The organism is Limibacterium fermenti (genome assembly GCF_041902845.1).
Taxonomy (GTDB): Bacteria; Bacteroidota; Bacteroidia; order Bacteroidales; family Dysgonomonadaceae; genus Limibacterium; species Limibacterium fermenti.
Genome location: NZ_CP159486.1, coordinates 742,394 through 764,824, shown reverse-complemented (window position 1 = coordinate 764,824; position 22,431 = coordinate 742,394). Strand labels below are relative to the sequence as shown.

Below are 22,431 nucleotides of genomic sequence, written 5' to 3'. Positions count from 1 at the left end.
TGCGAATACGAATTTTCAGACTTTATTTTTCCGGAGATGTACGGCCATAAGGATGAAGGACAAAATAGCCGTCAACAACGAAGCGAAAGGTAAATTCAGCCAAAGCCCATCCAGTCCTAAAGATTCGAGAGAAAAGAGCATAATCATGGGAAAAACGAAAGCAATGGAAAGAGAGATGACCGTCGCATACTTCGCTTTTCCGATAGCCGAGAAATAACTCTGCGACACAATAGAAATCCATCTTGTCAGATAAGATAAGACAAATAACGATAAAGCTTGTATGGATAAATCCATTAGTCCCGTATCTTCCGCTTTCACGAAGATGCCGATGAGGGGCGCTTTAGCCAAAAACATCACTCCGGCCATCAACAGCGACATCATGCCGCAAATAAGGAAACATAAACGGCGGATGGCGGCGATGCGGCTATGGTTTTTCGCGCCGTAATTATAACCGATGGCCGGCTGCAAGGAATCGCAAAAACCATAAAGGACGGGCTGTGTAATACTGTCGACATACATCAGTACGCCATAAGCAGACACGGCAATAGAACCACCTAAACGAAGCAGGAAAATATTAAAGAAAATAGATGCCACACGGCCGGCAATATTATTCAGGAAAGTGGGAGTTCCGTTTGTCAAGATACTGCTCAGCACCTTCCGATCGATGCGGGGTTTGACAAAACGAAGTTGCAATTGTCCCCGTAGAAACGGCATCAAGGCAAGCATAGCACAAATAAACATACTCAAACAAGTAGCTAAGGCCGCGCTCCAAATATCGAAACGAAAGACAACTAAAAATAAGAATTCCAGTATAATGGCGATGACCGACATCAGGATATTGACAAACATGCTGTATTTCACTTTTCCGCAAATACGTAAATAGTTATCTGCGGCAAAAATGATGGTCGTGAGAGGAGCGAATCCGGCATAGACACGCAAATACTGAGCAGCCATATCCACAAGATGCTCATCGGCGCCCATTAATTTCACGAAAGAACCTCCGAAGATAAATAAAATGGCCCCCATCCCGATGCCGGTCAGGAAAATAAGCAATAGGGCGCTTGAAAAGATATTACTTGCCGTTTTTTCGTCGCCTTCACCGAGTTTAATCGCAATCGGAACCGAGGAACCGACTCCGATAAGATCGGCTAATGCAAAATTGATAATGACGAAAGGTATGGCCAATTGTAAGGCGGCAAACGCGTCGGCTCCCAGAAGCTGCCCGATGAAAACCCCGTCGATTATCGAATAGAGTGACGACACGAGCATACTAATGATACCCGGAATGGTTACAATAATAAACAGCCGGGATATCGTAGTCTTTTCAAATAAAGTTCTATTATCCATACATTCTTCCTTTACAAGCCCGCATCAAAAGATCGCACACGCAGGGTCGCTCCCTACTCCCCCGTTTATCAGTACCCCGTCATGACTTTCAGCAGTTCCGACAAAGGCATGGCCATCTCTTTGTGTATGACACCCGAAGTATTGAGACACAGATGATAATTTTCTTTCTGTCCCCATTTCCGGCTTGTAAAGAACTTATAATATTTGGCTCTGTTTTTATCAATGGTCAAAATTTTGTTTTTCAACTCTGCATCAGAAAGGTCTTCTCCTTCGGGAGCGTTTTGGCGGCACCGCTGCAAACGAGCCTCGACATCGGCATAAACAAATATATTGAACGGATTATAGTCCCGGAGAAGATAATCGGAACACCGTCCTATAATCAGGCAATCGCTTTTGGAAGCTATTTCCCTGACAATCTCTCTTTGCCGGGCATATATTTGAACGTTCAGATCGAGCAACGGAGAAACAATATTGCTGAGCGTCCGCCCTGAAATAATGGAATGAGAAAACGGAATATTATCGACGACACTGTCTACATAATTTTGCTCCAATCCGCTTTTGGAAGCAATCATCGTAATAATCTCATGATCATAATACGCGATATTCAATATTTTCGCCAGTCGTTTTCCGAGTTCACGACCTCCGCTTCCAAACTCCCGACTTATCGTAATGATCTTATTCATTTGTTTTACTCATTCCATTACCGCCAACAGGTTCTTTCTATTTCCGGACAGAACCCGTATGCAGCCACAATAGAAGACAAAGATAGGAAAACTTTAAGAAGTAATTCTTCGATTAACGCCATTTTATGTATGGGATTCAAAGATTTCATAATTCATACCTCATAATTCATACCAGTCTTTTTGACGGCTCCTTCGCCCCGTCATCTCAATCTCCGGCCTTCACTTTTCCGATGCCGCCTTTACGAATGTATTTGGAAGCCGGATTACCGAAATAGGTGACATTCCCCACGCCTCCTGCCGAGATATCCACTTCTTCAGTGGCGTAGCACCTTACATTTCCGACTCCATTGGAAATGATTTTCGCCTTCGCGGCTATAAGGTTTTCGGTATTCACATTCCCCACGCCATCGGAATAAACAGAAAGAATCTGTGTTTTTCCCGCTAATTGAATGTTTCCTACCCCATCCGATTCGATGATAAGATCGTCGCAAATGAGTTCGTCAGAAGAGATATTTCCCACGCCATCGGATGATATTTCGAGCTTCGGAACATTTACCGTACCGGTAAACACGACATTACCCACTCCGTCTTGCTCTAATTTAGACAAAGACGGTGTGGTAATATAAATATCCAATTTGGTATTTCTCTTCCATTTTTTCACGATCGTTTTCTCCATATCGATCACAAGCGTGCCTTGTTCCACACGGATATCAAGCTTTTTTATCATCTCATCATCCCCTTCGGCCCTGACCTGTGTGTCACTTCCCTGCCGGATATGGAGGTTACCTACTGAATTTGACTCAATGGCTAAGAATGCCCGTACGGGGAAGTTTTTAGAAGTAATACGACTTTGAGCACAAGCCGTAGACAGGCACATAACCGCTGCCATCACGGTGAAAAATACAATTATTTTTGTCTTCATTATTATTTGTTTGTTACGCGTTATTAATAAGTTATAAGTTGTAAGAGGTGATTCGATTTGTGATAGATTCATCCTTCAGACATCATACATCATCATAGATCACTCTTTCAACAACTCCAGTATTTTTAAGCGGAAAGCGTATTCGTACTTGGCTTGCGCCTGCTCGCCAAGGACTTTCGTACGGTTGTTCTTCGCTTGGAATAGCTCGTAGGAAGTGGCGCGTCCGTTTTCGTATTTCTGCTCGGCAAAACGAAAGGCCTCTTCGGTGGCTTTTTCCGATTTTTGAGCCGCTTTCCACCGGCTTTTTGCCCCCAATGCATTATAATACGCCTGTTCGACCTGTTTGCGCAAATCGAGTTTGGTTTTATCCATTTCGAGTTTACTGTTTTCTATCGCCAAACGAGCATTGCGTACGCTGTTTCTGATTTGAAACCGATTGAAGAGGGGAATACTGAGGCTGAAGCCGATGGAGTTACTCATATTATTACGGAACTGCGAGCTGAAAGAATCGTTTTCGAGACCGTTCATGTGATAGTATCCGGTACCCATATTTGCCCCGAAAGATAAAGAAGGATAATATTGCGACTTAGCCATGAGCCATTCTTTTTCACTGGAGACCAACCGGTACTGGGCTCCATGAATTTCGGGACGATGCATAATCGCACTTTGATATACGGCATCGGACGACAAGAGCACCCCTTCGTTGATGAGAGTTTCTACGGCAGGCGCCGTCACGTCGAACTGTGAAAATTCCTCCAATTCCATAATCTGTGCCAGGTCGAGCAGCGCGAGTTGCAAATTGCTTTCGGCGCGCACCTGCTCGAGTTCTTCCTGCGCCTGTTGCGCTTCGAGCTCATAGAGTTCACCTTGCGCCATTTTGCCGTTGTTCACCATCTGCTTGCTCCGCTCGATATTCGCCTTGGTCACTTCGACCTGTTCGGCGGCGATTTGCAACAGTTCTTTGTTGAGCAGTACCTGAAGGAATGCCGTGGAAACACTCAGGGTGATATCGCGTTCTATTTTTTGAAGGTCGGCTTCGGAGGCTTGAAGATCTGCCTTGCGGGCATCGATATTATACTTCATCCGTAAACCGTCAAACAACGTAAGATCACTGCTGATACTAAAGTTTGTCTGAGACGAATTGTTGCTCTGATAGACATCGTCGCGTCCTTTCGAACGTCCGAAGACAAAGTTGTGCCCCACACTGGCATTCAGGTTAGGAAGAAGGTCGGCACGCGCCTGACTGTAGGCGATTTGTTGTTGTTCTTTGCTTAGTTGTTGCTGCTTGACGGTGCGATTGTTCCGCAAAGCGACCTCAATGCATTCCTCCAGCGTAAAGGGCCGTTGTGCCGGCAGCGAGGCAATAGTCGCCCACACAGCCAACAAGGCTATAAAACATCTTGCTTTCATTTTTTACTGTCTACTATTTCGTTCCCGCGTACCTTATCATTTACCTTTAACCCTTCGATCACTTCGATCTTAATTCCGTCCGAGAGGCCTATTTTCACCGGTCTCTTTTCAAACTCCTGCGGCTCGGCGCTTTTTGCGAAATAAACAAAAGCCGAATCGTTACTGAACTCGATGCAAGTTTCGGGAATCGTCAGTACGCTGTCGCGTTTGTCGAGCACAACCTCGGCATTGGCGCTGTATCCGGCACGGATGAATATGTCGGAAGGCATCTGTACGGCCGCCTTTATCTCGAAGAGGATGGCCCCGCTTTCTTCGGTTCCTTTCGGGGAAACATATTCGAGTTTGGCAGGGATTTTACGATCTTGTATCGCGCCGATGGTGATTTCCATAGGCATATCGCCCGATAATTGCGCGACCTCGGTTTCATCGATTTTCCCGACAAAAAGCATGTCGTTGAGATTGGCGACGGAAGCAATGGTAGTGCCATCGTTGAAGTTGTTGGACTGGATGACGGAATTCCCCACCTTGATCGGCACGTCTAAAATCATGCCGCTAATGGTGGAACGGATCAACGTGTTACTTGACGAGGCGGAACTTTGGGTAATTCCCGTCCGCACGATACTCAGGTTATCGGTGGCCGACTGAAGCTCCTCCTGATCGTTTTTATACTGCAATTCGACCTTCTCGAACTCCTCTTTCGATATGACTTCGGTATCGAACAACTTCTTATCGCGGTCGTAATTGCGGCGGCTCTGATCGAGAGCCAATTGCGCACGCGACACACGCGACTCGGCGCTACTGAGGCTGGCCATATCGGGAACCACTTGAATCTTAGCGATAATATCGCCCGCTTCCACTTTATCTCCGGCTTCCTTATACACTTCGGATATGATGCCGGATATTTGCGGTTTGATAAGGATTTCGTTCCGGGGTTCAACCTTTCCGGTCGCCACGGTACGTTTCTCGATCGTTCCCATCGTCGCCGTTTCAATGGTGTATTTCGTTACCTTCGGACGCGATTTCTGCCAAAGGAATACAAATGTCCCGATGACCAATAAAGCCACCAAAACAAGTCCTGCAATCTTTAATACTCTTCTCATATATTTAAATGTCAAAATGTCTAATGTCTAATGTCACCGGTCTGCGGTCTCCAGTCGCCGGTCACCAATCTGCGGTCGCCAATCTGCGGTCGCCGGCCCGTTGACCTTCCGCGTTTCATTTGTAATTCGTAATTTGTCATTTGTAATTGGTAATTCGTAATTCGTAATTCGTAATTTGTAATTTGTAATTTGTATTTGTTTTTGCTCTCATTCATCCTTAATCAGCACATCAATTTGCCTATTCTTCCCTTATCGCCTCGATGGGTTTAATCATCATCGCCCGTTGCGCCGGCAAAAATCCGGCCAATGCCCCGATAACACCAAGAATCAGCACCGCCCCCACAGCCATGGAAAAATGAATCTGCGGATCTTTGAAAAACTGATCACCATGACTCAATACAATGCCTGCCGCTCCTAAAATGCCGACACCCAAAACGACACCCAAAACGCCGGCCAATAGCGTCAACACAATGCTTTCGCTAAGAATTTGCCCGATGATATTGTTCGGCGTGGCGCCCAAGGCACGACGGATACCGATCTCTTTGGTCCGCTCCCGCACGGTAACCAGCATAATGTTACTGACACCGATGGCGCCGGCGAACAACGTCCCTAATCCCACAATCCATATCAACGCGGCAATACCTATGCCGAGATAATTGAACATATTGAACTGTTCTTCCAAATTAATCGCCCAAACCGCTGTGGGATCGTCGGGATGTATTTGATGCAAATCTTTCAGGACTGTACCGACTTCTTTTTCAATCTGGGTGACTTTCACTTTCGGCTTTGCCGTCACCCCCACAATATGAATCGCATTGCCGAGGTTGAATGCTTGCTGCATGGTGCTGAAAGGAATGGTGATGGTTTCCTTCGGATCACCGCCGATACCGATTCCCGAAGAGCTCTTCGACACGCCGATCACCTGAAAATAAATACCATTGGCTCGAATAACACTACCTATGGGGTCCTCCCCTTTTGGGAACAACACCTCATACACACGCTCTCCCAATATGCAAACCTTGCGCTTATCGGCGATATCGATTTCATTAATGAAGCGGCCTTTGAGCATGATGCTGCGGTCGATATTGTCGTTTTCCGGATAACATCCCCGTAGCGTATAAGAGCCTTTGTATTCGCCCCTGACGACGTTCTCTTCGTTCGGCCACATATATACCAAAGGTGAGAGTTGGTCGATATCTTTTACCCGTTGGCGAATAATGGGAATATCGGCATTCTTTATTTCCCAACGACGACCTTTACGGAAGCCTCTGTACGGCAATGATGTTTCTTCGGGGGTGAAATAACAGGAGTTAGTGGCAAAGCCATCGATTTGAGAGAAAATGCCGGTTTGCAAAGCATTTCCGGCTCCCACCATCACGACAAGCATCAGTATCCCCCAAAATACGCCGAAAGCCGTCAGGAAACTACGCGACTTGTTGTGCGTAATGGTGATCCATATTTCCTGCCATCGGTCTATGTCGAAAAAATTCTTCATTTCTATCTTTTTTGTTATTGTCGCTGTCGCGTGTTACTCTTGCCTCATTGCTTCGATAGGGTTCACTCTTACAGCCTTACGCGCGGGCAGATAGCCGGCCAACACGCCCGAGACAATGAGGACGAATGTCGCAAAAACCGCATAGCCGACATTGACCGTGGGATTTTTAAATATCGACATCTGCATTCCGTCACCTGCTGCCTGACCATTCGCCGCCTGCTCCATAAAGAAATTGACGATTTCCGTCAGCCCGATGCCGGCCATTAAACCGATATATCCGAAGATAGCGGTAATAATAATGGATTCCAGAATGACGGTCTTCAGGATGGACGCCGGCGGCGCACCGATGGCTTTGCGGATGCCGATTTCGCGCGTCCGCTCTTTGATGGATACCAGCATGATGTTGCTCACACCTACGATGCCCGCTATCAACGTAAGGATTCCGATAAATCCGACAAATAACGTGATTCCGCCGAATATCTTCATCGTTTCGAGATAATTTGCCTGATGATTATCCACATATAAAGCCTGTTTATCCTGAGGATTGAAGTTAAGGCTCCGTCCCATCACGGCACGAAGCGATTCATCAAACCGTTCATTTTCGGCTTTCGTCGCCAGACCGTCTACCGTAAAAGTTATTTGATTGAATTTTTTATCGGGATTGTAGACGGCTTGTGCCGTAGAAAATGGAATATAGGCATTCGAACCGCCCCATTGTTCTCTTTTGCTGTTGACTCCGACCACTTTAAACATCAATTCGCCGACCTTCACGTACTTGCCCACCGGCGATTGATCTTTGAACAGGACGTCCGATATTTTCTTGTCCAATACGACAATCTTATTATTCTCCTTAATATCCAGGGCATTGATAAAACGACCGTCGCCGGGATTGATAATCAGTTTCTCGATCTGAGAATAGCTCGGCATCACCCCTCTGACCTGATAGGAACCGTATTCTTTCCCGAAAGAGATCGTTTGGCTCTTCGTGACCCGTGCCGTAATGAGACGACTTTCAGGCACATCGTCCATAATGGTATTCACTTCTTTTTCGGTAAACTGAAGCGAACGTCCCGATTTCAGTCCCTGATGGGGCATCGAGGTCGTTCCCGACCATAAACCGATACGGTTCACCGCCCGCGAACTGAAGTTGGACATCACTCCGTTCTTCAACCCGTTCCCGGCGCCCAATAAAACAATTAGAATAAATATTCCCCACGATACGGACAAGCCCGTAAGCGTGGTACGAAGTTTATTCTTCTTGAGGGTTTCGAATATTTCCTGTAAGGTATCCATATAATAATTACAAATTACCAAATACAAATTACTGATTACAAATTACAAATTACAAATGACGAATGATGCGTTCATCCTGCTCGATCATTCCATCCTTCAAGCGGATAATACGGTTGGTAGCATCGGCCACCGATTGTTCATGCGTAACAATAATCGTGGTAATACCCGTTTTATTTAAATCCGTCAAAACGTTCATCACCTCGACGGTCGTTTTACTGTCGAGTGCGCCGGTAGGCTCATCGGCAAGGATCACTTTGGGTTCCGAAATCATAGCGCGCGCAATGGCCACACGCTGTTTCTGGCCGCCCGAAAGTTCGCCCGGCATGTGATAAGCCCATTCTTTCAGTCCCATTTTATCGAGATGTTCCATCGCGATACTGTTTCTTTTCTTTCGGCTTATGTTTTTATAAAATAAAGGAAGGGCTACATTTTCGAGTGCGTTTTTAAAACCGATCAAGTTAAAGGACTGGAAGACAAATCCGATCAATTCATTTCGATAACGGGCGGCCTGTTTTTCGCTAAGATTGCGAATGAGCGTGCCATTGAGTAAATACTCCCCTTCATCGTAAGTATCGAGAATTCCTAAAATATTCAACAAGGTCGATTTCCCCGATCCTGACGCACCCATTATGGATACATATTCTCCGGCGTCGATATCCAGATCGATTCCTTTCAGGACATGCAGAGAAACCGCTTCGGTGTGATACGATTTGTGTAGATTACGAAGATGTATCATCAATTTTATTGTTTTGTTTATTGGACTACCTACCGCCCACAACGGTTATATAGTTTTATTACGTCGGCAAAGGTAATACGTTACAATATACTATGCAATACATACTACTATTTATTTTATAGTTTTATGTTTCTTTAACCTTGAGAGAGATTACCCTCCTTAAAAGGGATAACAAGTAAATCAATGATAAACAAGACGTATGACTTTTCCAAAAGAATTATTCCGATTTGTAATCTGAAAGACAAAATAAGTTTCTACATTTGTGCGGCCATCAAAAGGAAAGAGATTTGAAAAGCGGAACAAAAGCCGGCTGCAGTTATACGTATAGTTCTCAGAAAATTCAAAATAAATATCCCTTATTCTTTGAACCAATCGATGATGCTGCTAAGCGAAGCGGAAATTGCGTTCATCCTTAATCGGGAAAGACGACTACGGTGACGTTGCCAATATAGTGTTTAAAATTTCCTCCTGACTGTTTTTGTTAAGAAATTGTCTTTTCCGGCATAAAAAACATGTTATATAACATATTTCATAAAATAAAGGATAAAATAGCTTGTTAGAATAAGAATAATATCTAATTTTGCATCAAACTTTACCGGTTAAGTAGAAATATGGGCTGTTCACTTAAAGATATCGCAGAAGATTTAAAACTATCCAAAACGACTGTTTCTTGGGTATTATCAGGAAATGGAAATCGCCGAAATATTAGCATTGAAACTCAAGAATTAGTCAAAAAACGAGCTAGAGAAATGAATTATGAGCCTAATTTGTTAGCAAAAAGTTTATCAAAAGGTATCACCCACACATTAGGTTTAATAATTCCTTCTATAAGTGACTTATTTTATGCGCAAATAGCAAAGGCTATAGAACTCGAAGCTTGGAAAAACAATTTCTCTGTTATTTTTTGCAGCTCAGAATCTGATCCTCAAAAAGAATTTGATTTAATTCGAATGCTTAAACAAAAACAAGTAGATGGATTAATCATAGCTCCTACTAAAAAAAATGATAATCAAATAAAACAATTAATCGTAGAAAAATATCCATTTGTATTATTTGACCGCTATTATCCTAACTTAAATACGAATTATGTTATCATTAATAATGAGGAAAGCGCTTATAATGTAGTAAAAAGAGTGATAGCGGAAGGGCGTAGAAAGATTGCTATTATAACTACAAACTCATACTTATTACTAATGAAGATGCGATACAATGGCTATAAGAAGGCATTAGAAGAGGCCGGTATAAAAGTCGACGAAAATTTACTAATCGAGGTTAATGTTACGGACTATGAGAATGAATTAAATAAAGTTCTCTATGAATTATTGTCCCATTATCCAGATATCGATGGTTTTTTCTTCACCACGCATATACTTGCCATTGAAACTATTAAATATTTATACAAGCATTTTGACAATGTTACCAAACGTTTTGGTTTTGCTTGTATGCATGAAGAGCCCCTACTCCATGTATTAGCCCCCAATTTAAAAATAGCTCGTATGCCCGTACAAGAAATAGGACAGATGGCGGCAAGCATATTAATTGAGGAGATTACAATGAAGCAAGAAGGAATTATAAAGGAATCCGAGAAAGTAGGAATTGTATTAAAATCGACAATAATAGAATAATTTTTATCTTCTTACTTAACCGGTAAAGCAATATAAATGGATGCTTATTTTAGAAAAATATATGCCTGAAATAATTTTTAAGGACTTATAATTATCAATCAAAGAAAGGCTAACTAAAGAGAATTTTTTATTAATCTAAAAAAATGGGAAAATGAAATGAAAAGAAAATTGAATCTTTTATTGTGTATTATCCTTCTCCTTCCTTTAGACTTATCAGCACAAGACAAGCAAGTGAAAGGAAAGGTTGTAGAAGCGGAAACAGGTGAATCTTTGCCGGGTGTGAGTATCTTAGTAGAGAACTCCACAAGAGGAGTAACGACAGATGTGGATGGAACGTTTGAAATACGTGTTTTGCCTTCCGACAAATTGATTTTTTCTTTTATAGGAATGGAATCTCAAATCATTGAAGTAAAAAATCAGACATACTTGGAAGTCGCAATGCATCCTACTGCTAGTGAGTTGGAAGAAGTGACGGTTGTCGGATTCGGCACTCAAAAAACGAAAAACTTAGTAGGGGCAGTGACCTCTGTACAACCAGATGAATTACGTATTGCTTCCAGCGATCTGACAATGGCACTTGCGGGTAGGATTTCCGGTATGATTGCTTACCAACGCTCGGGTGAGCCGGGAAAGAACAATGTGGATTTCTTTGTTCGAGGTGTCACGACCTTCGGATATAAAAATTCACCTTTAATTTTAATTGATGGAATAGAATCAACCAGTAATGACCTATCCCGATTAACCACAGATGACATCCAGTCTTTCAATATTTTGAAAGATGCTACTTCTACGGCTGTTTATGGCGCTCGCGGTGCCAATGGCGTTATCTTGATCAATACAAAACGGGGAAGAGAAGGTAAAGCCAAGATTTCGCTAAGAGTAGAAAATAATCTTTCAACACCTACAAAGGATGTAGAATTAGCGGATCCCGTTACCTATATGAAAATGGCAAATGAAGCAATTATGACGAGAGATCCATTGGGAACGGTACTCTATTCGGAAGATAAAATAAATAACACTTTAAAAGCAGGGTCCAATTCATATATTTATCCAGCAAATGATTGGAGGAAAATATTATTTAAAGACTATACCAATAATCAAAAATACACATTGAACGTAAGCGGTGGCGGAGGGGTTGCGAGATATTTCATCTCTGGTGCTGTAACTCACGATAATGGCATTTTAAAGGTAGATAAAATCAATAACTTCAATAACAATATCAACTACAAAACTTATTCTCTGCGTTCCAATGTGGATATTGATCTATCCTCTTCTACGCTTCTTACGGTGCGTCTATTCGGAAATTTTGAAGATTATCGGGGGCCCCTCAAAGATGGAGATGAAATGTATTCTTTAGTAATGCATTCAAATCCGGTTCAATTTCCGGCAATCTATCCCAAAGATAAAGATCATGAATTTGTAAACCATATTATGTTTGGCAATTATTATCGAGAAGGACAAGGCGCATATATCAATCCTTATGCTGAAATGGTAAAAGGATATCGGGATTGGAATCGTTCCAGAATGACGGCCCAGTTTGAAATGAGACAGGATTTTTCAAAGTGGGTAAAAGGTCTTACTGTTAGAGCAATGGCCAATATTGACAGAAGAGCTTATATGTCTGTTTCCCGACAATATACTCCTTTCTATTATGGCATACAAACTTATGATTCCTATACGAATGAATATAAAATCAATATGATCAATGGTTCTAACTCTCAATCAGGATGGGATACAGGTACGGAATACTTATCTGATCCGGGGAATGCCTATAAAGAAATCTCGTCGAATTTTTATTTTGAATCCGTATTGACCTATGACAATATACTCAGTGATGTGCATAGTCTCAATGCTATGCTTGTATATATGCTGAGCGAACGTATAGAGTCTAACAAAAATACCACAACCCTGCAATCTTCTCTGCCCTTTAGAAATTTAGGTGTTTCAGGACGGTTTGCCTACACGTACGATAATAGATACCATACCGAATTTAATTTTGGTTATAATGGTTCTGAACGATTTTATAAAGATCAGCGGTTTGGGTTTTTTCCATCAGCAGGAATTGCATGGTCGTTACATAATGAAAGCTTTTTTGCACCATTAAAAAACATAATAAATAAATTCAAAATAAAATATACCTATGGACTAATAGGAAATGATGAAATAGGAAATCCTTATGATCGTTTCTTTTATCTTTCCCAGGTAGATATGAATAATGCCAGCCGCCGTGCACAATTCGGAAGAGGAGACGTGAATTATGGGCTCAATGGAGTATTAGTAAACCGTTACGCAAACTCGGAAATAACTTGGGAAAAATCATTACAACAAAATTTAGGATTTGAATGGGAATTTTTGGATGCTTTTCAAATAAATCTGGATTTTTTCAAACAAAAAAGGACTAATATATTAATGGACAGGTCGTTTATCCCAGAAACAATGGGCCTTTCAGCTGCCGTAAGAGCCAATGTAGGAGAAGCCTCATCTCAAGGTGTTGATCTGTCATTAAATTTTGACAAACAGGTTACCAAAGATTTTTGGCTTTCAGCCATGGGAAACTATACCTTTGCAAGAAGCCGCTTTGACATATATGAAGAACCTGCATATAAAGAAACCTATCGGTCGAGAATCGGATACCCTATCAATCAGCAATTCGGTTATATTGCTGAGCGCCTATTTGTAGATGATGAAGAAGCTCTTAACGCCCCCAATCAAGGTTTTAACAGTAACGTAATGGGAGGAGATATAAAATATCTAGATGTAAACAGAGATGGAAAAATAACCGCAGCCGATCAAGTACCGATAGGATTCCCTACAGTTCCCGAAATCACTTATGGGTTTGGTATATCCGCCGGATACAAAAACATGGATTTTTCTGTATTTTTTCAAGGTTTAGCGAATGAATCGTTTTGGATTAATTATGCCGGATATGACACCAATGGAAGATATATAGGAATATCTCCCTTCGTTCATGAAACACAGGTAATGAAAGTTATATCCGATAGCTATTGGTCTGAACAGAATCAGGACATATATGCTTTTTGGCCTAGATTAAGTAATACAATTAATAACAACAATGCCCAGACAAATACATGGTTTATGCGTAACGGCTCATTCTTAAGGCTAAAAACGATAGAAATAGGGTATAATCTCCCCAAAAATATCCTTAACAAAATAGGAGCAAGTGGGTTGAGAATATATGTAAGTGGGAATAATCTTCTCACCTTCAGTAAATTTAATTTATGGGATGTAGAAATGGGAGGAAATGGATTAGGATATCCCATTCAAAAAGTTTTTAATGTGGGACTTAATTTGAATTTCAATTAAAAGATCAGACAATGAAAAAATATATTTTTATTTTACTCTTAATCGCAGCATTCGTATCCTGCGATTACTTGGACTTAGTACCGGATAATATCCCAACAATTGATAATGCATTCACAATGCGTTCAGAAGCAGAAAAATATCTTTTTACCTGCTATTCTTATTTACCGAAAGATGCCGACATCAATTCGAATCCGGCACTCTCTGGAGGAGATGAAATTTGGGAATTATCTGATGAATCAATCGCAACCCAACTCTCACAGCTTGCAAAAGGCAAACAGAATATAGTCAATCCAATAGGATCTTATTGGGCACATTGTTACGCCGGCATAAGAGATTGTAATATTTTCCTGGAAAATATACCTCGTGTACCCGACATAGACGAATTTGAAAAGGACCAATGGATAGCCGAAGTAAAGTTTCTAAAAGCATTTTATCATTTTATATTAGTACGGAATTATGGACCAATACCCATAGTAAAAAATAATTTATCAATTTCCGCAACCGTTGATGAAGTAAAAGTATCCAGAGATCCGGTTGATGAATGCTTTACGTATATCATAGAGTTAATTGATGAAGCAAAAGACGCCCTTCCTCAAACAATCAATGATGCTAAATATCTTGGGAAGATTACAAAGCCTGTTGCTTATGCAATGAAAGCTAAAATCTTAACTTATGCGGCCAGTCCCTTATTTAATGGTAATACAGACCAAGTAACTTTGAAAAATAATGACGGAACACAATTATTCAATCAAACTTTTTCAGAAGAAAAATGGTTAAAAGCAGCTGAAGCATGTAAAGAAGCAATAGATATTTGTGAAGCGGCGAACATTACATTATATAAACAGCCTTCATTTTATCAAGGATATGAATTAACGGATACTATTCGAACTCAGTTGAGTTTGCGTTTCGCAATAACAGATCGATGGAATGAAGAAATTATATGGGCTAATACCCAAAGTTGGATGGCAGCCGGAGGTATTCAAACGTACGGAGCTCCGGACTGGGAACCCAGTTCTCAAACAAGAGTGTGGATGGATAATCGATATGATGCACCGTTGAAAATCGTCGAGTTATTCTATACCGAGAATGGAGTGCCTATAAATGAGGACAAAGAATGGAATTACAATGGAAGGCATCAAACTCATAGTGCTACATTCAAAGAAAAATTATATATAAGAGAAGGGTATACAACGGCCAACATGAACTTTAACAGAGAACCCCGGTTTTATGCTTGGCTCGGATTTGACGGTGGAATATGGTATGGACAAGGAAAGTACAATGATAAAAAACCCGCGGAATTATATTACATCCAAAATAAATTAGGCCAGCCACAAAACGTGGGCTCCAGATGGGCAGGCCCTATCACTGGATATTCCCTTAAAAAACTGATCCATCTTGAGAATTTACGTTCTCCGGCTAGCTACACAGTAATCTCTTATCCATGGCCATTATTAAGAATCAGCGATTTATACTTACTCTATGCAGAATGTTTAAATGAAGTTGGCGGGCCAACGGATGAAGCATTATATTATATTAATAAAGTACGGGAACGAGCAGGAATTTCACCTGTTGAAGAAGCTTGGCCCTCTTTTTCAAAATTTCCTGATAAATACACTACAAAAGAAGGATTCAGGGAAATCATACAACAGGAAAGACTAATTGAGTTGGCTTTTGAAGCGAATAGATTTTGGGACTTAAAAAGATGGAAAAAGTCTATAACAGAAATGAATAAGCCCATCAAAGGATGGAATGTGAGAGGAACCAATGCAGAGACTTTTTATCATTCCGTATTACTCTATACACAATCATTTAATCTAAAAGATTATTTTTGGCCCATATCAGAAACCGAATTAACAAAGAATCCCAATTTAGTACAAAATATTGGGTGGTAATATACTCATTAAAGAAATACAATATGAAAAAGTATTATTTTTATTTATTGATTTTATCTTGCGTTGTATTCTTATTTAGCTGTCAATATAACGATAATATATATATTGATTATGCTGATCCGAATTTACCGGCTCCGGCCCAAGTTACAGATCCTGTTATCACGGCTATAGCGGGTGGTGCTTATATTACTTATAAGATTCCTCAAGATAAAAATTTAAGGTATGTAAAAGCTGTATATGAAACACAGCCTGGAAAGAGTTATGAAGTGAAATCATCCATATTCTCTGATACTTTAAAAATCGAAGGATATGGAGATACTCAAACACGAGATGTAAAAATAGTTAGCGTGGGTAAAAATGAAAAAGAATCAGAACCGTTAATAGTAAAAGTTACGCCTTTACGTCCGGCAATTTCATCCGTTTATGAAACGCTTCAATTAGATCCCACCTTTGGTGGCATAAATATTAAATTAAAAAATCCGGGAAGAGCTAATCTCGCCATCGTTTTAATAGCAGACACAATAAACAATGGAGATTGGGCGGAAATACATACTTTCTACAGTTCTGCGGATAACGGCAATTTTTCTCTGAGAGGCTTGGATACCATTCCTAGTAAATTTGGAGTTTATTTAAGGGATCGATGGTACAACAAAACCGATACGATTATGAACCTTATAACGCCTTGGTATGAAGAACTGATTGACAAAGGCTCGTGGAAACCATTGTATTTGCCGGGCGATGACTATAAGTATATAGAAACTTACCAGCTTCCTCGTTTATGGGACAATCAATATGGATATAATCTTTTTGCATCTGATAAAGCTCTTCTTCCACAAACCATAACATGGGATTTAGGGGAACAGGTCACTCTAAGTAGAATGAAATCATGGCATCATCCGGCAGACCCTTATAATGGCCCAAGTGTCAAAGAGTTTGAAATATGGGGCACGAATGAATACCATGCGGATGGAGATTATGTATCTGGTGGAGAGAAAGGAATATATACCGATAATTGGCAGTTACTCGGCAAGTTTAAATCATATAAACCTTCGGGATCCCCTATAGGAACCGTTACTGCAGAAGATCGTGATTATGCATTAAACAAAGGAGAAGATTTTGAGTTTGAAGCAGGGCTTCCGGCAGTCCGTTATATTCGTTTAAAAACAACGGAAACATGGGGAATACCCACAGGTATTGCTCAAGTAGTTATGCAAGAAGTAACTTTTTGGGGACAAGCAAAAAATAAATAATAAAGACGACTATGATAAAAAAAATATTCTATATTCTTTTCTCCCTATTTTTCATGGCTGTATCATGTGGAAAAATGGATGACGCGTATAAAGAATTTATTGTACCGGAAGGTATTGTTTATGTACAAAAACCGACGGATGTCGACGTTTTCTCCGGTTTTAAACGTGTAAAATTCGTTTGGATAAAACCGGTAGATCCGAATGTTGTTACGACAAGAATTTATTGGAATAATTATACCGATTCGGTAGAATTCACGAATCCTACTCATGCGGATACAATCAGCTATCTATTGAATGTGCCGGAAGGGTTCTATTCATTCAACATTAAGAACTTTGATAGTGAAGGAAATACGTCTATCCCAGTGGAAGTACAAGGAAGAGCCTATGGCGATTTATTGTTAGAAATGTTATCTAACAGGCTTATTAAAGATGCTCTGATATCCCAAGATAATCTAAATTTGATATGGAATGATGCGGATTTATATAACGGCAGCATCGGCCAGGAATTTTCTTATACCGATATCCAGGGAAATAGGAAGAATATCTTCCTTCCTGCCTCTGAAAGCAATACAGAGATAAGTGATTATAAACACGGGACAGATCTTTCATACAGGACATTGTTCTTGGCAGACAGTACGTCAATTGATACATTAAAAACAGAATTTACTATTTATGCGTCTTCCAATATTTTAATCAGATTAGATAAATCTAAATTTAAGGAAGTATGGCTTGATAACGATTCCCGAACAGCGCATGGCTGGGAGCTTCGATACATTTGGGACGGCCGTACAGATGAGGGACGGGGATATCACTCTCCGGATCTTCTGCCAACCCCCGTGCATGTAACTTTCGATACAGGAACGCCTTCTTCTTTAAAGCAGATGAGAATGTGGCAACGAACGGCTTGGAATACGGCATTTGGCGCAGGTAACCCAAAAACATTTTCGGTTTGGGGCAGCAACAATCCCACACAAGACGGGAGTTGGGATGCTTGGATAAAACTGGCTGATTTTGTTTCAGAGAGACACACTGTATCAGAAGGAGAACTATTTGTCTTCCCTAGTACTTTGCCTGCATTCCGATATTACAGAATTCAGGTTAACACGGTATGGGATCCAAATAATAAATCGGTCCAGATTATGGAAATTGATCTGTATGGGACAATGTAATACCCTCTTATCATAATTAATTTACAACGTTCAAAGAACGCCTAAAAGTGTATATGCAAACAAGTCATTTAATATAAGAACGATCGCCTTATGGTCGCCGGCTAGGATAAAACATATACACTTTTAGCTTTCTTCTTTATTGCACTATTTTTTGTTATGAATAAATTTTTATTGATAAGCTTTTATTTTCTTATTTTTCACTCAATATTTCTGTGTTTTTCACAACCCATTTCGGTCACTGATCTTCGTTGTGAATATCAATTAAATCCTTTAGGAATTGATATTGAGAAACCTCATTTCAGTTGGATTTTAAGATCCGAGCAGAGGAATCAAATGCAGACAGCGTATGAATTGATTATTAGTGATAATTATAATGATATTCATAAGAAAAAAGGGAACATCTGGACAACCGGAAAAGTCCCTTCTTCAGAGAATATACACGTAGAATATAAAGGGACCCCTTTAAAACCATTTAGCCGATATTTCTGGCGTGTAAAAGTATATGACAAAAAAGGAAAATCATCTATGTGGAGTAATCCAGCTTGGTTTGAGACGGCTGCTCTAAAAAATTCCGATTGGAATGCCGCATGGATTAGCGATGGAAAAAAACAACCTCTCCATGAGGATGATTTCTATAAAGACAATCCCGCTCCTACTTTCAGAAAAGTATTTGACGCCAATAAAAAAATCAAATATGCTAGATTATATATCGCAGGATTAGGATATTACAAAGCTAGCATTAATGGTGACCGAGTTGGAAACAATGTTCTTGATCCTGGGTGGACGGCATACGATAAACAAGTTTTATATTCCACTTATGATATAACGAATCATATTCGACAAGGTAAAAATATTATTTCCATCACATTAGGAAACGGATGGTATAACCCTCTTCCTCTTCGCATGTGGGGTAAATGGAATCTTCGGGAGCAGTTGACTATTGGGCCCCCCTGTACAACAGTACTCTTACAGATAACTTATACCGACGGCTCCAAGGATATTATTCCAACAGATCATACCTGGCAAGTTATTCCCAGTCCCATCCTTCGAAATAATATTTATTTAGGAGAACATTACGACGCCCGGCTGGAGCAAGAGACTGTGAATAATCCGGAAACCGTATTGGAAAATCCGCGATATGCCGTAAAAGTACCCGGTCCTCAAGGAAAATTAACCGCACAGCTACAACCTCCTATAAGGGTTATACAAGTGGTAAAACCCTTATCCATTCGGGAGATACAGTCCGGAACATACATCGTGGATATGGGACAGAATTTTGCCGGTGTAGCTCGAATACATGTAAAGGGAAAAGCCGGAACAAAGATAAGATTACGTTATGGCGAAGATATACATAAAGATGGCAGCCTAAATATCATGACCACTGTTGCCGGTCAAATAAAACAAGGAAATGGAGGCCTCGGAGCTCCTTCTATTGCATGGCAAGAAGACAGCTATATTTTAAAAGGCGGTCATATAGAAAGTTGGTCTCCCGATTTTACTTTTCACGGATTCCGCTACGTTGAAGTAACCGGATGGCCCGGGAAACTCAACATGAATGATATTGAAGGCCTATGCCTGAGTGCGGATGTGGAAGAAGCGGGTAAATTCAGTTGCTCAAACCCAATGTTCAATAAGCTTATGGAAAATATCCGATGGACATTCCGCAGTAATTTATTCAGTGTTCAATCCGATTGTCCTGCACGTGAGAAATTCGGATACGGAGGGGATATGTTCTGTACAACAAATGCCTTTTCGTTCAATTACGACATGTCTAATTTTTATCGAAAGATTATACAGGATAATGTCAACGATCAACGTCCTTCAGGAGCCATCACGGAGACAAATCCTTATATGGGAATCGCAGACTTCGGAACGGCCCCCGATGATGGTTCGGGTCCCATCTCTTTTCAAATAGGCTTTCCTTTTCTTATCAAGCACTTATATGACTTTTACGGTGATAAGCGAATCGTTTCCAACTATTATAATGCGTTCAAAAAACAAGCTGAATACCTTATCGGTTGTTCGAAAAATAATCTAATGACCGTAGATATCAGCGATCATGAATCATTGGACGAAAAGCCCTACAAGCTTACGGCATCGGCATGGTATTATTATCATATACAATTGATAGCCGAATTTGCTCAACTATTGGATAAACCTTCGGACGCTCAGAAATACGCCTCTTTAGCGAAAGAGATCAAACAAGCTATCATAGACCAGATGTTCGATAAGTCCACGGGCGTATTTGATAATGGAACCCAAAGTGCCCAGATTTTCGGATTGTGGTTTTCGTTAGTAGAAGGAGAAGACAAAAATGCAGCCTTTGAACGATTGTTAGAGACAATCAAATCTCGCGACGGACATCTGTCTACCGGCATTTTTGCGACCAAGATGATGTTCGATGTTTTTCGCGCATTAGACAGGAATGATGTTGCCTATCGTATTGCGAATAAACGCGATTTCCCGGGATGGGGTTATATGATCGAAAACGGAGCCACCACGTTATGGGAAACATGGGCCTATTCAGATAATACCTATTCGCAGAATCATCCGATGTTCGGAAGCATAAGTGAATGGTTCTATCGGTCTATTTTAGGTATCAACCCGGCTTCACCCGGTTTTGAAAAGATTGTCATCAAACCGCAACCGGTCGAAGACCTCATCTTCGCCAAAGGATACTATAAGTCCATACGCGGTATTATAGCAAGTAGTTGGGATATCATAGGTAACATGTTCCATTTACAAGTGGAAATTCCTGTAAATTGTACCGCAGAAATATGGATTCCTTCAACGAACGGGACTTTAACGGAATCAGGAAAACCGATAGAGCAAATCAAAGATATGCTAATAACAGGTCATCAAAACAATTATACGATCGTTTCGGTTGGATCCGGGAAATATACGTTTAGATCATTTTTATAATATACAAATTTACAGAATATATAATTTAAAGATTAGAGTAATGAAAAGATTCGTCCTTATATTGATAATCGTCGTATTGTCGGAAAATATTTATTGTAAAAGTCCAATAAATTCCGTCCAAACGACGGTCCTTTATCATCAGAAATTAAATGATTCGAAAAGCTACCCAGAATTAATATTTAACCATTCCGCGGCTCACTATAGCAATGACGGTTTAATTATCTCGAAAAAAGATGAACTTGTCAGATTGGATAAATATTATTCTTTAGGAGAACGTTTCATTCGCTATCATGCAAAATTCTCGGATAACACAATAGCAACTTTTCAGAGTAATACAGGCGACTTTAAAGTGCTGGTGAATCTTCGGGAACATCTGTTATCGATAGAAAGCGATCCGGAAATCAGTAAAAAAATAGAGTTTGTTAATTCTAAAGACGAATATATCCTGGAAATATACCACACCTATCAGCAAGCGAAAGTCAAAATAACCAATCTATCTACCGGCCAATACACGGAAATAGAGGCTGTAAATGATGGCCCCGGAGGTCATGGAGCAGGAGTGATCAATACGGGTTTTAGAGTAGGCATGCAACACGACTATTATTGTTTCGGTTTGCTTGAAGGAGATTTTCTATTAGTTAAGCAGATCACAGTCTTATCTCAGAAAAATGATTTGGTTTTATTATTATACGGCGACTCTATAACTGAACCGGAAAGTTATTTCCCCACCGACAATTATGGGGAATCGTGGACACAATTAATTATGAATCATATAAAAGGCAAATCGATGTCCAGCGGACGGGGCGGATGCACGATTAATGAGGTGCTCATCCGAATTAAAAATGAATTACCTTATGTGAAATCGAAATTTGTGATGGTCACTATCGGTACGAATGGAGGTAATAGTATTGAGAAATTGAGTGAGTTAGTAGAGTATATCCTTGCGCAAAACGCAATTCCCATATTAAATAATATTCCTTGCAATGAAAGTCAGACTCATATTGAAGTCAACAAACAGATAGAGATCGTACGACAGAAATATAAACTCAAGGGATGTAGATTCGATTTGGTAACCTCTCTAAATCAAGATGGATTACAAGTTGACAAATCATGCATGTTCCATGAAGATTATTCAGGAAGCTGGGGGCAAATATATCATCATCCTAATGTAAAAGGTTCTATTCAAATGTTTATAAGAACGCTGATTGATATTCCCAAAATATACCAATAACACCCTATTCCCAGGTACGAAAGCGAGATAAG

At 40.5% G+C, this 22,431-nt stretch carries 15 protein-coding genes; 7 read left to right on the top strand and 8 right to left on the bottom strand.

All coding sequences use genetic code 11. From position 1 onward, the window contains the following. Window positions 1-15 precede the first annotated feature (15 nt). From ABNK31_RS03410 to ABNK31_RS03375, 8 genes are all read right to left on the bottom strand, one after another. Entirely contained in the window at window positions 16-1,347 is a 1,332-nt protein-coding gene (locus ABNK31_RS03410; protein ID WP_418894327.1) for an MATE family efflux transporter, read from the bottom strand. Between the two features lie 68 nt (window positions 1,348-1,415). Beyond that, window positions 1,416-2,030, bottom strand: coding sequence for an AAA family ATPase (locus tag ABNK31_RS03405; RefSeq protein ID WP_321578929.1), 615 nt, complete (start codon window positions 2,028-2,030; stop codon window positions 1,416-1,418). A gap of 205 nt (window positions 2,031-2,235) precedes the next feature. Continuing rightward, window positions 2,236-2,952: a head GIN domain-containing protein gene (locus ABNK31_RS03400; RefSeq protein ID WP_418894326.1), complete on the bottom strand. Its 717-nt coding sequence runs from the start codon at window positions 2,950-2,952 to the stop codon at window positions 2,236-2,238. A gap of 99 nt (window positions 2,953-3,051) precedes the next feature. Continuing rightward, a complete protein-coding gene (locus tag ABNK31_RS03395) occupies window positions 3,052-4,362 on the bottom strand; it encodes a TolC family protein (protein WP_418894325.1) in 1,311 nt (436 codons plus the stop codon). Further along, window positions 4,359-5,462, bottom strand: a complete 1,104-nt coding sequence (locus ABNK31_RS03390) for an efflux RND transporter periplasmic adaptor subunit (protein WP_418894324.1) — start codon at window positions 5,460-5,462, stop codon at window positions 4,359-4,361. The genes ABNK31_RS03395 and ABNK31_RS03390 overlap by 4 nt, the downstream gene beginning before the upstream one ends. Window positions 5,463-5,700: 238 nt before the next feature. Continuing rightward, window positions 5,701-6,957, bottom strand: coding sequence for an ABC transporter permease (locus ABNK31_RS03385; protein ID WP_418894323.1), 1,257 nt, complete (start codon window positions 6,955-6,957; stop codon window positions 5,701-5,703). 33 nt (window positions 6,958-6,990) lie between these two features. Then, the gene (locus ABNK31_RS03380; protein WP_418894322.1) at window positions 6,991-8,250 is read right to left on the bottom strand and encodes an ABC transporter permease; all 1,260 of its coding nucleotides are present in this window, start codon (window positions 8,248-8,250) and stop codon (window positions 6,991-6,993) included. Between the two features lie 49 nt (window positions 8,251-8,299). Next, window positions 8,300-8,986, bottom strand: a complete 687-nt coding sequence (locus tag ABNK31_RS03375; RefSeq protein WP_418894321.1) for an ABC transporter ATP-binding protein — start codon at window positions 8,984-8,986, stop codon at window positions 8,300-8,302. Window positions 8,987-9,597: 611 nt separating this feature from the next. Here ABNK31_RS03375 and ABNK31_RS03370 point away from each other — a divergent pair. The 7 genes from ABNK31_RS03370 to ABNK31_RS03340 all read left to right on the top strand — a co-directional run bounded on the left by ABNK31_RS03370 (window position 9,598) and on the right by ABNK31_RS03340 (window position 22,399). Beyond that, window positions 9,598-10,611 (top strand): LacI family DNA-binding transcriptional regulator, encoded by a 1,014-nt coding sequence (locus ABNK31_RS03370; protein ID WP_418894320.1) that lies wholly within the window; start codon window positions 9,598-9,600, stop codon window positions 10,609-10,611. A 156-nt stretch (window positions 10,612-10,767) separates the two neighbouring features. Then, on the top strand, window positions 10,768-13,935 hold the full coding sequence (locus tag ABNK31_RS03365; protein ID WP_418894319.1) for a SusC/RagA family TonB-linked outer membrane protein: 3,168 nt from the start codon (window positions 10,768-10,770) through the stop codon (window positions 13,933-13,935). Between the two features lie 11 nt (window positions 13,936-13,946). After that, window positions 13,947-15,827, top strand: a complete 1,881-nt coding sequence (locus tag ABNK31_RS03360) for a RagB/SusD family nutrient uptake outer membrane protein (RefSeq protein ID WP_418894318.1) — start codon at window positions 13,947-13,949, stop codon at window positions 15,825-15,827. Window positions 15,828-15,850: 23 nt separating this feature from the next. Continuing rightward, entirely contained in the window at window positions 15,851-17,077 is a 1,227-nt protein-coding gene (locus tag ABNK31_RS03355) for a DUF5000 domain-containing lipoprotein (protein WP_418894317.1), read from the top strand. An 11-nt stretch (window positions 17,078-17,088) separates the two neighbouring features. Next, window positions 17,089-18,246 carry a DUF4998 domain-containing protein gene (locus ABNK31_RS03350; protein ID WP_418894316.1) on the top strand — a complete coding sequence of 386 codons (1,158 nt, stop codon included), beginning with the start codon at window positions 17,089-17,091 and terminating at the stop codon, window positions 18,244-18,246. 333 nt (window positions 18,247-18,579) lie between these two features. Further along, window positions 18,580-21,168 (top strand): family 78 glycoside hydrolase catalytic domain, encoded by a 2,589-nt coding sequence (locus ABNK31_RS03345; RefSeq protein ID WP_418894315.1) that lies wholly within the window; start codon window positions 18,580-18,582, stop codon window positions 21,166-21,168. Between the two features lie 247 nt (window positions 21,169-21,415). After that, window positions 21,416-22,399 carry an SGNH/GDSL hydrolase family protein gene (locus tag ABNK31_RS03340; RefSeq protein ID WP_418894314.1) on the top strand — a complete coding sequence of 328 codons (984 nt, stop codon included), beginning with the start codon at window positions 21,416-21,418 and terminating at the stop codon, window positions 22,397-22,399. Window positions 22,400-22,431: the final 32 nt, after the last annotated feature.

What these genes read in the sequence shown, in the direction of transcription:
- ABNK31_RS03405 (WP_321578929.1), bottom strand. Translation starts at nt 2,030, where the DNA reads ATGAATAAGATCATTACGATAAGTCGGGAGTTTGGAAGCGGAGGTCGT.
- ABNK31_RS03355 (WP_418894317.1), top strand. Translation starts at nt 15,851, where the DNA reads ATGAAAAAGTATTATTTTTATTTATTGATTTTATCTTGCGTTGTATTC.
- ABNK31_RS03395 (WP_418894325.1), bottom strand. Translation starts at nt 4,362, where the DNA reads ATGAAAGCAAGATGTTTTATAGCCTTGTTGGCTGTGTGGGCGACTATT.
- ABNK31_RS03385 (WP_418894323.1), bottom strand. Translation starts at nt 6,957, where the DNA reads ATGAAGAATTTTTTCGACATAGACCGATGGCAGGAAATATGGATCACC.
- ABNK31_RS03375 (WP_418894321.1), bottom strand. Translation starts at nt 8,986, where the DNA reads ATGATACATCTTCGTAATCTACACAAATCGTATCACACCGAAGCGGTT.
- ABNK31_RS03390 (WP_418894324.1), bottom strand. Translation starts at nt 5,462, where the DNA reads ATGAGAAGAGTATTAAAGATTGCAGGACTTGTTTTGGTGGCTTTATTG.
- ABNK31_RS03345 (WP_418894315.1), top strand. Translation starts at nt 18,580, where the DNA reads ATGCAGACAGCGTATGAATTGATTATTAGTGATAATTATAATGATATT.
- ABNK31_RS03360 (WP_418894318.1), top strand. Translation starts at nt 13,947, where the DNA reads ATGAAAAAATATATTTTTATTTTACTCTTAATCGCAGCATTCGTATCC.
- ABNK31_RS03400 (WP_418894326.1), bottom strand. Translation starts at nt 2,952, where the DNA reads ATGAAGACAAAAATAATTGTATTTTTCACCGTGATGGCAGCGGTTATG.
- ABNK31_RS03370 (WP_418894320.1), top strand. Translation starts at nt 9,598, where the DNA reads ATGGGCTGTTCACTTAAAGATATCGCAGAAGATTTAAAACTATCCAAA.
- ABNK31_RS03350 (WP_418894316.1), top strand. Translation starts at nt 17,089, where the DNA reads ATGATAAAAAAAATATTCTATATTCTTTTCTCCCTATTTTTCATGGCT.
- ABNK31_RS03410 (WP_418894327.1), bottom strand. Translation starts at nt 1,347, where the DNA reads ATGGATAATAGAACTTTATTTGAAAAGACTACGATATCCCGGCTGTTT.
- ABNK31_RS03380 (WP_418894322.1), bottom strand. Translation starts at nt 8,250, where the DNA reads ATGGATACCTTACAGGAAATATTCGAAACCCTCAAGAAGAATAAACTT.
- ABNK31_RS03365 (WP_418894319.1), top strand. Translation starts at nt 10,768, where the DNA reads ATGAAAAGAAAATTGAATCTTTTATTGTGTATTATCCTTCTCCTTCCT.